Source organism: Polynucleobacter sp. CS-Odin-A6, assembly GCF_018882095.1.
GTDB lineage: Bacteria > Pseudomonadota > Gammaproteobacteria > Burkholderiales > Burkholderiaceae > Polynucleobacter.
Genome location: NZ_JACVPD010000002.1, coordinates 93,306 through 108,868, shown reverse-complemented (window position 1 = coordinate 108,868; position 15,563 = coordinate 93,306). Strand labels below are relative to the sequence as shown.

Below are 15,563 nucleotides of genomic sequence, written 5' to 3'. Positions count from 1 at the left end.
AAGCCTTACAATCAAGGGATGTCCTCTTCCGATCAGCCTTATATTGACCCTAGCGAAATTCCGCTAGAAGAGGCTGCGTTGCAGCGCTTTAAAAATCCGAGTGATGCATTTTGGTCCGGGATTCGGGATGCAGCTGGTGCGCCTGCGATGGTGCTCTTTGCCGGCATGGTGGGTTTTGGAGCGATGGGTAAAACCAATGGATTTGATATCTGGTTTACCACCTTTACTACGTTTTTCATGTTCGCTTTACCAGGACAAGTTGTTTTGCTCGAGATGGCGATTACGGGTTCATCAGTGGTGGCAATTGCTTTAGCAGTAACCTTGACCTCTACCCGCTTCATCACCATGACGGTGACACTCTTTCCGCAGTTTCATCAAAGGGATCGAAATCGTAGCCTCTATGCTTCGGTGCATTTACTGGCAATGACCGCTTGGGCAATCTCCATGCGAGAGTTTCATGCGATTGAAACCAGGCATCGCTTAAGTTACTTTGTTGGCCTAGGTTTGCTGTGCTGGCTGATCTCCGTTCCAGGAACGATCTTGGGTTATTACTTGGCAGGGATGGTGCCAGCAGCAGTCACTCTGGGGCTTGTTTTTATTAATCCACTGTTCTTCTTATTGACCTTTACTGAAGTGAAGCCTTGGATCAATCGGATTGCCCTAATGATGGGCTGTATCTTTGGCCCAATCTTTTTTATGATTGATCGCGATACGAGCCTATTAAGCTCTGGTCTAGTAGCCGGAACCATTGCTTACTTGATTGATCGTAAGTTCTTGCGTAAAAAAGCAGGAGTGCTTAGCTAATGGAAACCTTAAATCACATGAGTGATTCGCTCTTTGGTTGGGGTCTTTGGATCGCTTTGGTTGGCGCTTGTCTAGGTACGTATTTCTGTCGTGCAATTGGAGTATTTCTGTCGCAGAGCATTAATCAAGAGAGCGAGATCTTTCGTTGGTTGGCTGCCGTAACTTACGCTATGGTTGCTGCACTCACCATACGCTTGATCGTCATGCCGCTGGGTCTAATGGCAACTGTTCCCTTATGGGTCCGCATTCTGATTTGTGCCTTAGCAATTGGCGTAATGGTATCTAAACCCACCAAACGATTGGTTCCAGCTTTGCTGACTGGAACCTTATTGATGGTGGGTTACGGCGTGATTCGTTAAGTATTTATCAGATATTTATTAGGTATTTCAATACTTAAAGATGCGCTGCCAAGATCTTGGCAATATGTACCGCTTCTCTTTGTGTTCCATCGGCAATCTGATGGCGACAACTGGTTCCATCCGCAACTACCCAACTCTCAGGCGCTTTACGAATCGCAGGCAAGAGACTTAACTCGGCCATTTGCTTAGACACTTCAATGTGCTCCGCTTCATAGCCAAAGCTACCTGCCATGCCGCAGCAAGAAGACTCAATCAGCTTGGGGTCTGCATTAGGGATCAATTTTAAGAGCTCTAGTGCCGGTGTCACAGCAGCAAACGCCTTTTGATGACAGTGGCCATGGAACAGAACTGGGCGCGACGCTGGCTTAAGGGGTAGATTGAGTCGGCCTGCCTTTGCTTCTTTAGCTAAAAACTCTTCTAAGAGTTGCGCCTGTTTGCTTACGGTAATCGCACGCTCCCCAAGGCCCATCACTAACGCCTCATCCTTTAAGGTGAATAAGCAAGAAGGCTCAAGACCAATGATGGGAATATTTTTTTCTGCAAAAGGAGCGAGATGGTTAACTAATTCATCTAAGCTGGCTTTGGCCTGATCAACCATACCTGCTGCGAGATAAGTGCGACCACAGCAGAATTCCCTGGAGCAAGTGTTTGTCTTTGCGATCTGTTGATCTTGTCTCTTTTGAGGAATATGCACTCGATAGCCAGCCGCTTTCAACACTAGTAGAGCTGCTTTGATATTTTCATCTTCAAAATAGGCGTTGAAAGTATCTGCTAGGAGAACCACTCCTTGATTGCCATTCGCGTCTGCTTTGCTGAGTTCTGCTGGCGTAAATTGATATGGCGCAAGCGCACTGGGCTTACTCCAGAATGTGTTGGCTTTCCAGATGGGCAGACTTCTTTTTGCAGAAATTCCCATCAGCCATTCTTGTAGCTTCGCAATCGGTGCAATCTGATTGCGCAGATTAAGTAATGCAGGAAGTCCCGGAATACTGCTGATGATGGGGGCGTACTTCGGTAAATAAGCCACTGCCAAATCACGCATCGTGTGTCCAACCCGCTTCTTGTAAGCTGACAAAAACTCAATTTTCATCTTGGCCATATCAACGCCCGTAGGACATTCACGGCGACAGGCTTTACAACTGACACAAAGCTCCATTACTTCTTTAATGGCATCACTACCCATTGGCGAGGATGTAATCCCCCCATCGTTTTTTAGATCTAATTGATTCGAGAGTGCTAATCGCAAGGTATTAGCGCGTCCGCGGGTAAGGTGTTTTTCATCACGAGTGACGCGATAGCTAGGACACATCACTTCTGCATCAAACTTTCGACAGTGACCATTGTTATTACACATATCTACTGCTTTTGCTAAACCCATCGCAGGATCGCCGCCAGTGCCTGGGGCACTGGTCTCCTCGGTGATAGGATTATTTTGTACATTCCAGGCCGACCAATCTAAAGCGGGCTGAAGCGGAATGACTTTATAACTCGGCGAGTAGCGGAAGTAACTCGCATCATCCATTTTGGGTGGATTCACGATCTTGCCCGGATTAAATAATCCCTGAGGATCGAATACCTGCTTGATCTCTCCAAGCGCTTCGGTAATCTTGGGTCCAAACTGCCAAGAGATCCACTCTCCACGGCAAAGTCCATCACCATGCTCACCGCTGTAAGCGCCTTTGTATTTCCGCACGAGAGCAGAGGCTTCTTCAGCAACCGCACGCATTTTTTGGGCACCGTCGCGGCGCATATCCAAAATCGGCCGGACATGTAAAGTCCCTACTGATGCATGGGCATACCAAGTACCACGAGAGCCGTATTTAGAAAATACCTCCGTGAGTGCCTGGGTATATTCAGCGAGACTTTCTAATGGCACTGCGCAGTCTTCAATGAAGCTCACTGGCTTGCCATCCCCCTTCAGACTCATCATGATGTTGAGGCCTGCTTTACGCACTTCCCATAAATTCTTTTGCAGTCCGGCATCAGGCATTACGACTACTGATCCGGGAATACCTAAATCACCCATCAGGATTTGCAAAGACTGTAGTTTCTCTAGCAAAGGCGCATGCGACTCTCCCGAAAACTCCACTAGCAAAATGGCTTCAGGTGTCTGAGCACTGGCATCGATGAGTGCAGTTTCAATGGTCTTCTTGAAGCTGAGGTTGTGGCGCGCTAAATCAATCATGGTGCGATCCACTAATTCCACTGCGGTAGGTCCCAGCTTGACGATGTGCTGCGCGCTATCCATCGCCTTAAAGAAGCTAGAAAAGTTCACTACCCCAAGCACTTTGTGTTGCGGCAATGGCGCCAACTTGAGTTCAAGTGATTTGAAGTAAGCCAAAGTGCCTTCACTACCTACCAAGAGGTGCGCTAAATTGACGCTGCCATCTGGCGTATAAGGAAGTTCACTTTGCGGGTGAAATAGATCTAAGTTATAACCAGCAACGCGCCTTAGTACTTTAGGAAAATGTGCCTCGATTTCAGGTTGGAGTTTTTGGGCGAGGCCTTTAACAAAATCTCCTAACTGTTTTGCAGCGCCAGAACTATGGGCATAATTTCCAAAGCTGGCTACTTGTCCATTCGCGAGCCAGGCATCAATCCCGAAGACGTTATGCACCATATTGCCGTACGCAATCGAACGACTGCCACAGGAGTTATTACCGGCCATGCCACCAATCGTTGCTTGCCCACCGGTGGAGACGTCTACTGGATACCAAAGACCATGTGGCTTGAGTGTGGCATTGAGATGATCCAAAACCATTCCAGGCTCTACGATGGCTGTCGCCTTCTCTGGATCTGCATGCAATAGTTTGCGAAAGTATTTCGAGTTATCGATCACGAGGGCTGTGCCAGTGGTCTGACCGCATTGGCTGGTACCGCCACCCCTTGGCAGAATGGGGACATTTAAATCAGCAGCAATCTGAATTGCAATCGCAACGTCTTCTGCAGTTTTAGGTACTAAGACGGCAATTGGCATCGCCTGATAAATAGAAGCATCTGTTGCGTAGCGTCCGCGACTGGCGATATCGGTCATTACCTCGCCGGAGGTTTCTTTTCTGAGGCGTTTAGCTAACGATTCCTGATTGGCAAGCAATTCGGGAAGTGGCAAGTCAAGTGGCTTGTTCATGCCATCACCTGCTCTTTGGAGTCTGCGTCAATTTGTTGAATGACGACATCACGCTTATTCCTCACATGCTGCATCATGACTTTCCGCATCCGTGCGCTATCACGGGCCTTCAATGCGTCTAGCATTTCTTGATGTTCACCCACGGCTTTTTCCCATTTGACGCCATCTTGATTAGAGCGAAAGCGGAGTGCTTCGATCCGGGCATTGACTTGAGTAAATAGCTGACTTAGGACTGGGTTATTCGCTGCTTGATGAATGGCATGATGAATTTTCAGATTGAGTCGGTAGTAGTTTGATAAATCCCTACGCGCATAAGAGGCCATCATTTCATATTGAAGCGCCTCTAATTCAGCCAGGGCTTGCGCACTCATGTTGTGGGCTGCTAACTCTCCCGAGTAACCCTCTAAGTTAGCAATCACATCAAAGGTGTGGATGATGTCATCGCGGGTGAGTTGAACGGCGATTGCGCCCCGATTGGTAATGAGTTCCACTAGACCATCTGCAGCTAAACGGCGAATAGCCTCCCGAATGGGTGTGCGCGACACATGAAGCTGCTCGGCTAGTTCGCGTTCATTCAGTTTGCTGCCAGGATGAATAACGCCCTCTACCAGTAAAGATCTTAGTTTCTGGAAGGTGGCCTCATGCAAATTCTGACTATTTGCTGGTGCGGTGAGGATCATGTAGAGCGCCTAAATTTTGTATACATATTTACTATAACTGATGAATAGTGTTAAAAATCGCTATAAATCACTTATTTTTTACCTATTTAGGAAATATTTTGCATACAAAATGGTAAATTAAAAAAATTGCCTTACACTCACAGGCAATATTAATAACAAAAATGAAGCGAGACTCCGCATGCTAAAACTAGATAATCACCTTTCAGGACGCCATTTCTTACATATTCCAGGCCCAAGCCCAGTACCATCACGCATTTTGCGCGCGATCAGCTATCAAACAATCGACCATCGTGGTCCTGAGTTTGGGGAGTTTGGCCTGAAGGTATTGAACGGGATTAAAAAGATTTTCAAGACGGAGCAGCCTGTCATTATTTATTCCGCATCTGGAACAGGTTCTTGGGAGGGCGCTTTAGTCAACGTACTCAATCCCGGCGATAAGGTGCTCTTTTATGAAACCGGTCATTTCGCAAACTTGTGGTGGGCTTTAGCCAAAAAGATTGGTATTGAGGCTGAGGTGATTGGTAAGGCAGGAAAAGATACTTGGCGTTGGGGTGTAGATGCTGATGTGATCGAAGAGCGCTTACGTAAAGACACTCAGCATGAAATCAAAGCAGTCTGCGTAGTGCATAACGAAACCTCTAGTGGCTTAACTTCCAATATTGCTGCGGTTCGTAAGGCGATGGACGATGCTAAGCATCCAGCCTTGTTGCTCGTAGATAGCGTATCTGGCGTGGGTTCAGCAGATTATTGCCATGATGCTTGGGGAGTGGATGTCACGGTATCCGGATCGCAAAAAGGCTTAATGTTGCCTCCTGGCATTGGTTTTAATGCGGTGTCTAAAAAAGCGCTCGAAGCAAGCAAGCGCAGCACCATTCCAAAAGCCTATTTAGCTTGGGATGAAATCCTTGAATCGAATAAAACCGGTTACTGGCCGACTACTCCGAGCACCAACCTAATGTATGGTTTGCATGAAGCTATCGACATGATGCAGGCGGAGGGATTAGAGACGATCTTTGCCCGTCATCAGCGTTTGGGAGAAGCTTGCCGCCGTGCGGTAGCCGCATGGGGTCTTGAGAACCAATGCGTAGATCCCAATTCCTTCTCGCCAGTCCTGACTGCGATTGTTGCTCCAGAGGGCATGGATGCGGATGCATTACGCAAGCATGCTTTAGAAAAGTTCAATCTTTCCCTTGGGACCGGCTTGGGCAAGCTCAAAAGCAAGGTTTTCCGTATTGGGCACCTAGGCGACTGCAATGAATTGAGCCTGATGGCTGCTTTAAGTGGGGCTGAAATGAGTTTGAGTGCCATGGGCTATCAACCTAAGGCGAGTGGCGTGGTTGCGGCTCAAGACTACTTAAAGTGAGAGTCCACCTATAATTCACTATATATATCAATAGCGTCAGAGACAGCGAGATAAATCATGTTGGCAACTAAACCGTATTTAACCCAAGTAGATGTGCAAAAGATTTTGGATGCAGCGGATAAACATGCTGCAGCGAATAATTTGGCGGTAACCATTGCTGTTTGCGATGATGGTGGACATGTACTGGGTTTAATCCGTCGTGATGGTTGCGCTCCCGTCTCCACTTATATCGCTCAAGAAAAGGCACGTACCGCTGCAATGGGTAAGCGCGAGACTCGGGTTTACGAAGAAATTATTAATAACGGACGTACCTCCTTTTTATCTGCCCCTCATATTTCGGGCATGTTGGAAGGTGGCGTCAATATCGAGGTAAATGGTTTTACCATCGGCGCAGTCGGCGTTTCCGGCGTTAAATCGACCGAGGATGCTGAAACTGCTAAAGCCGGCATTGCGGCCATCCTGTAAGTTACTTTGATAAATACTGTTCCTGAAATAAATCTCCCTACTAGCGCTGTACCTGAAAGCGCATCTCCAGCAACAATCACCTTTGCTGATTTTGGTTTAGATCCAAAGATTCAAAAAGCGGTATCAGAGCAGGGCTACACCATACCCACTCCGATCCAAGCCCAAGCCATTCCACATGTTTTGGCGGGAAGTGATTTGATGGGTGCGGCACAAACCGGTACCGGTAAGACAGCCGCTTTTGTTCTGCCAATTATTCAACAGATTCTGCGTCACGCTAGTAGCAGCGCATCACCTGCCCGTCATCCGATTCGCGCCTTAGTATTAACGCCGACTCGTGAGTTAGCTGTGCAGGTTGCTGAGAATGCAGCGAGTTATTCCAAACATACCGATTTACGTGCTGCCGTGGTGTATGGCGGGGTCGATATGAAAGAGCAGGTCGCTACCTTACGCAACGGCGTAGAGATTTTGATTGCTACCCCAGGACGCTTGCTAGATCACATTGGTTCAAAAGTGGCCAATCTTTCACAGGTAGAGATCTTGGTATTAGATGAAGCGGATCGCATGCTGGATATGGGTTTCTTACCCGACTTGCAGCGCATCATCGATTTGATTCCTGCGCAAAGACAAACACTGTTATTTTCAGCCACGTTCTCGCCAGAGATTAAAAAATTAGCCCAAAGCTATTTACGTACTCCAGTGACTGTCGAGGTTGCTCGCCAAAATGCGGCAGCGGATACCGTCAAACAAGTGGTGCATCTGGTTGCGAGTGCGGATAAACAGCGTGCGATTGTGAAAGTTCTTGAAGCAAGAACGCGTCAAGGCTTATCGCGTCAGTGCATTATTTTTACTAATAGCCGCTTGGGCTGCGCAAAATTGGCGAGAGCCTTAGAGCGCGACGGCATTAAAGCGGGCGCGATTCATGGTGATAAGAGTCAGGGTGAGCGCACCTTAACCTTGGATGCATTTAAGTCTGGCGCGATTGAAGCATTAGTCGCTACTGATGTCGCTGCCCGAGGTTTGGATATCCCATCAATGCCTTGCGTGATTAATCATGAGTTACCCTACAACGCAGAAGACTTTATTCACCGTATTGGTCGTACAGGTCGTGCCGGCAGTAAGGGAGATGCGATTGCCTTGGTGGATGCTAGCGAAAAACGCCTACTCGACGATATTGAAAAGTTGATGAAGCGGAAGTTAGATGTCCAGCCTTTACCTGAGGGCAGTTCAAGCCCTAGCTCTAGTTCAGCATCAAGTAGGACTTCATCAAGATCCGATGCGCCACCAAAAGTGTCTGATCCGTTTTTCTACAAGCCTTATGAGCCTAGTGTTGCACCTCAGTCCTCAGACTCAGTCAATCCTGTAGAGAAAAAAGTAGGCATTACTCCTGCAAAGTCAGCGGTTGGTGCTTTGCTCGGTGGCTCTAAGAAAAAATAATTTTCCTGTCCCAAGCCTGAGTGGCAGCTAACAACCACTCAGCAATGGAAACCGCTTTCCCATCTGGTAGATTTCTTAATCCTAAATAGCTGGCTGCTTTACGCAATTCATTTAGAGCTTGCTGTTCGTTTTCAGTATGAATCGCTGTTGCTAAAGTTTGTTTGCTGAGCTTTTCACCATCCTCATCAAGCACCAGAGGCAGATGCAAGTAAGACGGCGTTGGATATCCCAAGATCTTTTGCAGATGAATTTGGCGCGCGGTATTGCTGAGCAAATCTTTGCCCCGCACTACATGAGTAATGCCTTGCTCAGCATCATCTACCACTACGGCAAGTTGGTAGGTAAATAAGCCATCTCGACGACGCAATACAAAATCCCCCACTTCTCGGTTTAAGTCTTGATGCTGTTTTCCAAGGGCAAGATCCTCGAAATCAATGGAGCAATTTGGAGGAAGGGCTAAGCGCCATGATCCTTCAATTATTAATTCGGTTGCAGGGTGAGTGATTACTTCGTTTAGCGGGATTGTTGCTGGCCGGCAGGTGGCTGGATAAACGATTTCTTGGTTGCGTGCGGTGGTCACGCCGCTGGCCTCTAGGGTGTTTGCAATACTTTGTCGGGAGCAGATGCAGGGATAGATAGTCTGAAGGGCCCTTAAGCGCTCTAGAGCCTCTTGGTAGCGTTCCTGCTGTTGTGATTGCCAAGTCGGCTCCTCGTCCCAGGAGAGGCCGCAGGCAAGCAATTGGCGCATGATTTCTTGATCAACCCCAGGGATACAGCGCGGCGTATCCAAGTCCTCGATTCGGAGGAGCCATTTCCCCTGGTTTTTGCGCGCATCCAACCAGCTTCCGAGGGCTGCAACCAGCGATCCCGGATGCAGCGGACCGGTGGGCGAGGGGGCAAATCGCCCGCGATAGCCGCCGGCTGGGGATAAGGGGTTTTTGGAGTTCGGCACAGCTAAAATGATCTCATGGCTTCACCCCATTTTGTTCATCTGCGCGTCCATTCCGAGTTTTCAATTACGGATGGGGTCGTTCGCATTGATGATGCGGTAGCTGCTGCTGAAAAAGATGGCATGGGCGCTCTGGCGCTGACGGATTTAAGTAATTTATTTGGTTTAGTCCGTTTTTATACAGCTGCACGCTCCAGTGGAGTTAAGCCAATTGCGGGGGCAGATGTTTGGATTAGCAATGCTCAAGACCCAGATCAACCCTATCGTTTGTTGTTGCTAGTTCAAAACCATTCTGGCTATCTCAATCTGTGCCAGTTATTGAGTAAGGCCTCTTTAGAGAATCAGTCGCGTGGTCGCGCTGAAATTAATCCCCGGTGGTTTAGTGAGCCAGCTTCTAAAGTAGAAGATAAAGAATTAAAAAGAACGCTAGCCTATGGCTTAATTGCTCTCTCTGGTGGACGCTGGGGTGACGTTGGAACTGCGCTTTTGGCTGGCCAAGAAGACCAAGCTAAAGGTGCTGCTAAACAATGGGCAACACTATTTCCCAATGCGTTCTTTATTGAAGTACAGCGTGGCGGCCACCCTCAGGATGAAAAACAGCTGCAATTAGCCTGCCACCTCGCTAGTCAATTGGAACTACCCATCGTTGCCACGCATCCTGTGCAGTTTATGCAGAGAAGTGATTTCACGGCCCATGAGGCGCGGGTGTGTATTGCCGAGGGTGAGCTCTTAGGTAATCCTCGCCGTACCAAGAAATTTAATGAGGAACAGTATTTTCTTTCGCAGGCAGAGATGGAAACGCGCTTTGCGGATCTACCAGTCGCCCTCGCTAATTCGGTTGAAATCGCTAAACGCTGCAATCTCTCCTTGACCTTAGGTCAGCCGCGCTTACCGGACTTCCCGACTCCGCCAGGGATTTCGCTTGACGATTATTTATTGCAGCAATCAGAAATCGGTTTGAAGCGCCATATGGAGCGTAATTTCCCCGACTCAGAAGAGCGCGCCAAGGAAGCAGCGCGTTATCACGAGCGCCTCGTCTTCGAGGTGAAGACGATTTCTCAAATGGGTTTTCCAGGTTACTTCTTGATTGTTGCGGATTTCATTAACTGGGCAAAAAATAATGGCGTACCAGTAGGTCCCGGTCGTGGATCTGGTGCGGGATCTTTAGTGGCTTACTCGCTCGGCATTACGGATCTTGATCCCCTGCGTTACAACTTACTCTTCGAGCGCTTCTTAAATCCTGAGCGGGTATCGATGCCCGACTTCGATATTGACTTTTGCCAGCAGGGGCGCGATCGCGTCATTCAGTATGTGAAGGATAAGTACGGTAAAGATGCAGTGAGTCAGATTGCTACCTTTGGCACGATGGCCGCACGAGCAGCGATCCGTGATGTCGGTCGTGTACTTGAGCAGGGATATAACTTCGTTGACGGCATTGCCAAGTTAATCCCCAATAAGCCCGGTCAATACATGACGATTGAAATGGCAAAGAAGGAAGAGAAGCAATTAGCCGAGCGTGAGAAGAATGAAGATGAAGTACGCCAGCTTTTATCCTTAGCTCAGCAGTTAGAGGGCATGACCCGTAACGTTGGTATGCATGCTGGTGGAGTATTAATTGCTCCCGGTCGCTTAACGGATTTTTGTCCCCTCTATACCCAAGAAGCAAAAGATTCTAAAGATCAAGAGAGTGGCTCAGTCATTAGTCAGTTTGATAAAGACGATGTAGAAGCAATTGGCTTGGTTAAATTCGACTTCTTGGGTTTAACGACCCTCACTATTTTGGCCGCTGCGGAGAAGTGGATTAAAACACTCCACGCCGATCGAAAAGATTGGAATATCGGTGAGATTGCACTTGATGATGAAAAGGCGTTCGAGGTTTTAAAGAATGCCAATACCGTTGCCGTCTTCCAGTTAGAAAGTCGCGGCATGCAAGGCATGCTACGTGAAGCTAAGCCAGATCGCTTTGAGGACATCATTGCGCTAGTCGCACTATATCGTCCCGGCCCAATGGATTTGATTCCGGACTTTATTGAGCGTAAGCATGGTCGCCAAAAAGTAGAGTATCCAGATCCACGCATTGAGCCTGTGCTACAAGAAACCTACGGCATCATGGTTTATCAAGAGCAGGTCATGCAGATGGCGCAGATGATCGGTGGTTACTCACTAGGTGGTGCCGATATGCTGCGTCGTGCGATGGGTAAGAAAAAGCCAGAAGAAATGGCACAGCATCGCAAGATCTTTAGTGATGGCGCAAAAGCAGGGGGTATTACCGAAGGCAAGGCCAATGAGATTTATGACTTAATGGAGCGTTTTGCTGGGTACGGATTTAATAAATCTCACGCCGCCGCTTACGCGCTTTTAGCCTATCAAACTGCTTGGTTAAAGGCGTACTACCCTGCTGAATTTATGGCAGCCAACTTATCACTCGCAATGGATGACACCGATAAGGTGAAGATTCTGTATGACGATTGTTTAGCAAATCAAATTCGGGTATTTTCACCAGACATTAATACAGGCGTGTATGTATTTACTCCCTTGCGCGCACCTGATGCTGCTGCTGATGCACCTATCAGCCATATTCGTTATGGTTTAGGTGCTGTCAGGGGTACTGGTGAAGCGGCGATTGAAGTCATTGTCAAAGCGCGTGAGTCAGGTGGGCCATTTAAGGATCTGTTTGATTTTTGTGCTCGCGTCGATCGCAGACAGGTGAACCGCCGTGCCATTGAAGCCCTCATGCGTGCCGGTGCATTTGATAGCCTGTACAAAGACTCAATTCCAGCAGGTGGAAATCTATATGACATTCGTTCCACCCTGCTCGCTTCTCTTGCTCGCGCAATCGAGGCGGCTGAGCAAGCGGAAGCCTCCATTAATCAAGTCAGCTTATTTGAGGTAGCGGGCGAAGATGACCGCCACCTGCCTGAGCTCGTTCGCGAGCCAGTCTGGTCTGAGAAGAAGCGTCTGCAGGATGAGAAAAATGCTTTAGGTCTATGCCTTACAGGGCATATGTTCGATGCATATCGTGATGAGACGGCGCATTTCATTCGTCAGCCATTGGCCAAGGTGACCGAGGGTAAAGATCAACTCATCGCCGGCATCATTACTTCTGCTCGGATGCTGACAGGTCAGCGCGGCCGCATGATGATTGCCACCATTGACGATGGATCCGCTGCTATTGAGATAACCCTTTACAGCGAAGTCTACGAACCCAATCGTTCTTGGCTTAAAGAAGATGAATTGCTGGTCGCGAAAGTGAATGTGATGCCAGATAAGTTTTCTGGTGGAGTGCGCATCGTCTCTGAAGGAGTCATGGATATCACTGGCGCAAGAATGCGTTTTGCGCGCAATCTCCATCTGAGTATTGATTCTGCAATGGATCTGAAGTCTTTGCGTAGCCAAATCGGCCCCTACCTGATGAGTAACCGCGTACGAGACCCAAAGCTGGGTCCCGCAGCAGCCACGATGCCAGGCGGTAATGAGGGCATGAAAGGCTTAATGTTGACAGCTGCCGTGACTACCAGTGGCGGTGCTTGCTTAATGCAGTTCCCGGAAGAGCTCAGGATTTATCCTGATGATGCTTGTTTGCATAGCCTCAACCAAATTTTGGCTGCGAAACAATCCAATACCGTTCAGGTTCAGTACCACTAATACCTTAGCGTGTTGATTTCTGGGTAGCGCTTTGCAAAGCCTCAATCACCTGAATTGGTTCCAGTTGCTCTAAGCATTCACTACGACTGCTTGCATGATCTTCGCAACCGGCTTTACGGCAGGGAACGCATTCACCAGGACCTTGCAAAATGGTCACATTACCAACCGTTTGTGTACGAGCCCTCAATTGATAAGGCTGCTCCCCAATAAAGCCATTAGGCCAAGGTCCGAAGTTGCTTGGCGGTGTGGGACCAAACAAGGCAATGGTTGGCGTATTACATGCCGCTGCAAGATGGGTAATAGAGGTATCTACTCCCACATAAGCTAGTGCACCTTGAATCAATGTCCCTGCCTGAGGAATTGTGAGAAGCCCAGCAGTGTTCACCACCTTGCTAAGGGTTTCCTCATCAAGTAAGGAGAGAATATCTTGGTTCAGTTGCAGATCTTGTTTGGCTGGAGATGCGCTTAAGACAACCCGCCAGCCTTGCTTAACCATCCAAGTCAGTAGCGTCTGCCAATAACTCAAAGGCCAGCGCTTATAGGCCGTCAGTGGCCCTGGATGCACAACTACATAAGGTGAGTGAAGTTGAGCGGCAATACTGGGGGTGATGGGGTCGCCGGCAGGCGGTGTTACCGAAATCGGCCCAGAAAACAATGCCTGCTTGGATTGATAAAAAACTTCTAACAGACGTAGCTTTTCAGTGATGACATGTTGTGCAAAGTAGTCGACATCAACGGTGGACAAGCAAATTGCTTTTTTCCACGCATTCTGTTTCTCACTTTTACTTTTTTTGTTTTTATCCTCAGCAGTCAATCCTTGGGGATGTCCGCCCAGTACACCTACTCTTTGACGGGCAGCTACTAAGCCATAAATATAGGCGCGATCGCTCGGCTGCGTAACCACCGCTAAATCATAGCGCTGAAAGAGTCGAAAAAATAAGGAGAGATATTCTTTAAGACGAGGACGATCTGAAGTTTCTATCGTCTGCGCAATATCGGGATTGCCCTTGAGCATTTCCAGCTTCCCCCGATAACCTAGAAAATGAAATTCGGCATTTGGCCAAAGTTCACGGGCTTTTGATATGAGCGGCGTGGTGACCAGCACATCACCAATTTGGCGAGTGGCAATGAATAATACTTTCTTGGGATTTAGTTTGGAGAATGCAGTCATAGAATGAATGTAAGCTAAGCCGCTTAGTTGGCCTTAGCTAGAATTTTTTCCCGTACGCGACGTGCATTTTCTACAGCGTTCGATTGGTCATTCATTCGATGGTAGAGATGGAGTACTTCAGTAGACCATGATCCTGATTTGCGAATCAAGCCGCTATTGTGTAAGCGAAAGACAAAGTCTGCATCTTCATGACCCCAGCCTGTCATCGTGTCATCAAAGCCACCAATAGCGAATGCATCCGCTTTCCAGCAGGCCAGATTACAGCCTTTAATACGACGCCAGACAAACTGTTTGTAGTTACGCCACGAGCCATCTCCTAACTTGATCTTGAGTGGCCAGTATTTATTAACCCCCCCAGATAAACGGTGGCTTAATAAGTGGTTAGCAAATTTCTTGAAATCCCAGCCTGGCCATGAGAGAACGTCCTTTGTTAATGCCTCATTGAGCAAAGCTCGACTGCCAGTCGTGAAGTAGCCCTTCTGCGCCAATTGACGATGTTGCGCTACAAAGTCAGGCTGAACTATACAATCGCCATCTAAAAATATGAGGTATTCGCCGGAAGCTTCTGCGCTTGCGAGATTGCGGATTAGTGCCAAGCGAAATCCGAGATCTTCCTGCCAAATGTGCTTGATTTGAAGAGAAGATTTCAGCTTGAATGAATCAATAAAATCTTTAGTGTCAGACTTTGAGCCATCGTCAGCGATCAGTACTTCAAAATCCAAATCAGATTGAGTTTCTAGGGATTGCAAAACGAAATCGAGTGCATCGATTCGGTTGTAAGTTGCCACAATCACGCTGATCTTCATTTTTCTGCTTGATTTTGAAGGAGCCAAATTTTCATATATCGGTAATAACTACCTTCCGCATTGGAGAGGGCTAATGCGAGACCCTCGTAACCATCCAAGAACCCAGCCCTAATGAAGTAGGTTCTGATGAATGCCCATAAACCATGCAGAATTGCTTTGAGAGGGTTGCTTCTTCTTCCTTTGGCAAAAGCTTGTTCCGCTGAGGCAGTGGAATAGCGATCTATCTTTTGTAAGACCTGGGAGAAATTCATGAAGCTGAAATGCAACATGGGATTTTGGAGTTTAGCCACTTGACCATTAGGGATCAGGCGCTCATGAACTAAGTCATCCGAGAAGCGCGCAGTGCCCCGCTTAAATAATCGATCGACATAATCTGGACTCCATCCGGAGTGGCGAATAAAGCGGCCGCAATACCAAGAAAGACGTGGGATCGCAAAACAGTCCACCTGAGCAGAATGATGGATTGCCGTCAGAATCTCACTTCTTAAAGCAGGGGTGAGTCTTTCATCGGCATCTAAAGAGAGGATCCAGTCACCCGTCGCCAGGTCTAGCGCACGGTTCTTTTGGATGCCAAAACCGGGCCAATCCGTGGGCTGGGCAATCACAGCGCCATAGTTCTGGGCGATTTCTAGGGTGCTATCGGTACTATTGGTGTCCACCACCACGATTTGTTGGGCAATCCCCTCTAGGGAGCTCAAACAATCGGCCAAATTGACCTCTTCATTGCGGGTGATGAGTATGACGGATAAGGTGGGCATAA

At 48.0% G+C, this 15,563-nt stretch carries 12 protein-coding genes; 6 read left to right on the top strand and 6 right to left on the bottom strand.

Going from position 1 to position 15,563, the window contains the following annotated elements; translation table 11 throughout:
• Positions 1 to 18: 18 nt before the first annotated feature.
• Both ICN15_RS05185 and ICN15_RS05180 read left to right on the top strand, forming a co-directional pair.
• Positions 19 to 804, top strand: a complete 786-nt coding sequence (locus ICN15_RS05185; protein WP_216201640.1) for an AzlC family ABC transporter permease — start codon at positions 19 to 21, stop codon at positions 802 to 804.
• Positions 804 to 1,163, top strand: coding sequence for an AzlD domain-containing protein (locus ICN15_RS05180; protein ID WP_216201639.1), 360 nt, complete (start codon positions 804 to 806; stop codon positions 1,161 to 1,163). Before ICN15_RS05185 ends, ICN15_RS05180 begins: the two co-directional genes overlap by 1 nt.
• A gap of 34 nt (positions 1,164 to 1,197) precedes the next feature.
• On the opposite strand, the gene ICN15_RS05175 is transcribed toward ICN15_RS05180, so the two are convergent.
• Complete coding sequence (locus tag ICN15_RS05175) at positions 1,198 to 4,290, bottom strand: FAD-binding and (Fe-S)-binding domain-containing protein (RefSeq protein ID WP_216201638.1); 3,093 nt, start codon at positions 4,288 to 4,290, stop codon at positions 1,198 to 1,200.
• On the bottom strand, positions 4,287 to 4,970 hold the full coding sequence (locus tag ICN15_RS05170) for a GntR family transcriptional regulator (protein ID WP_216201637.1): 684 nt from the start codon (positions 4,968 to 4,970) through the stop codon (positions 4,287 to 4,289). Before ICN15_RS05170 ends, ICN15_RS05175 begins: the two co-directional genes overlap by 4 nt.
• A 178-nt stretch (positions 4,971 to 5,148) precedes the next feature.
• Here ICN15_RS05170 and ICN15_RS05165 point away from each other — a divergent pair, with 178 nt between their 5' ends.
• The 3 genes from ICN15_RS05165 to ICN15_RS05155 are packed head-to-tail and all read left to right on the top strand — an operon-like array spanning position 5,149 to position 8,232.
• The gene (locus tag ICN15_RS05165) at positions 5,149 to 6,333 is read left to right on the top strand and encodes an alanine--glyoxylate aminotransferase family protein (protein WP_216201636.1); all 1,185 of its coding nucleotides are present in this window, start codon (positions 5,149 to 5,151) and stop codon (positions 6,331 to 6,333) included.
• 60 nt (positions 6,334 to 6,393) lie between these two features.
• Entirely contained in the window at positions 6,394 to 6,798 is a 405-nt protein-coding gene (locus ICN15_RS05160; RefSeq protein ID WP_216202055.1) for a heme-binding protein, read from the top strand.
• Positions 6,799 to 6,804: 6 nt separating this feature from the next.
• Positions 6,805 to 8,232, top strand: coding sequence for a DEAD/DEAH box helicase (locus ICN15_RS05155; RefSeq protein ID WP_216201635.1), 1,428 nt, complete (start codon positions 6,805 to 6,807; stop codon positions 8,230 to 8,232).
• Here the strand turns inward: ICN15_RS05155 and gluQRS are convergent.
• Entirely contained in the window at positions 8,219 to 9,184 is a 966-nt protein-coding gene (gene gluQRS, locus ICN15_RS05150; protein WP_370625419.1) for a tRNA glutamyl-Q(34) synthetase GluQRS, read from the bottom strand. The genes ICN15_RS05155 and gluQRS overlap by 14 nt on opposite strands.
• 15 nt (positions 9,185 to 9,199) lie before the next feature.
• Between gluQRS and dnaE the strand changes: the two genes are divergently transcribed.
• The gene (gene dnaE, locus ICN15_RS05145) at positions 9,200 to 12,826 is read left to right on the top strand and encodes a DNA polymerase III subunit alpha (RefSeq protein ID WP_216201634.1); all 3,627 of its coding nucleotides are present in this window, start codon (positions 9,200 to 9,202) and stop codon (positions 12,824 to 12,826) included.
• A gap of 4 nt (positions 12,827 to 12,830) precedes the next feature.
• Here dnaE and ICN15_RS05140 read toward each other — a convergent pair whose 3' ends face one another.
• The 3 genes from ICN15_RS05140 to ICN15_RS05130 are packed head-to-tail and all read right to left on the bottom strand — an operon-like array spanning position 12,831 to position 15,561.
• Positions 12,831 to 13,997 (bottom strand): glycosyltransferase family 9 protein, encoded by a 1,167-nt coding sequence (locus tag ICN15_RS05140; RefSeq protein ID WP_216201633.1) that lies wholly within the window; start codon positions 13,995 to 13,997, stop codon positions 12,831 to 12,833.
• A 23-nt stretch (positions 13,998 to 14,020) separates the two neighbouring features.
• Positions 14,021 to 14,803 (bottom strand): glycosyltransferase family 2 protein, encoded by a 783-nt coding sequence (locus ICN15_RS05135; protein WP_216201632.1) that lies wholly within the window; start codon positions 14,801 to 14,803, stop codon positions 14,021 to 14,023.
• Positions 14,800 to 15,561, bottom strand: coding sequence for a glycosyltransferase family 2 protein (locus ICN15_RS05130; protein WP_216201631.1), 762 nt, complete (start codon positions 15,559 to 15,561; stop codon positions 14,800 to 14,802). Before ICN15_RS05130 ends, ICN15_RS05135 begins: the two co-directional genes overlap by 4 nt.
• Positions 15,562 to 15,563: the final 2 nt, after the last annotated feature.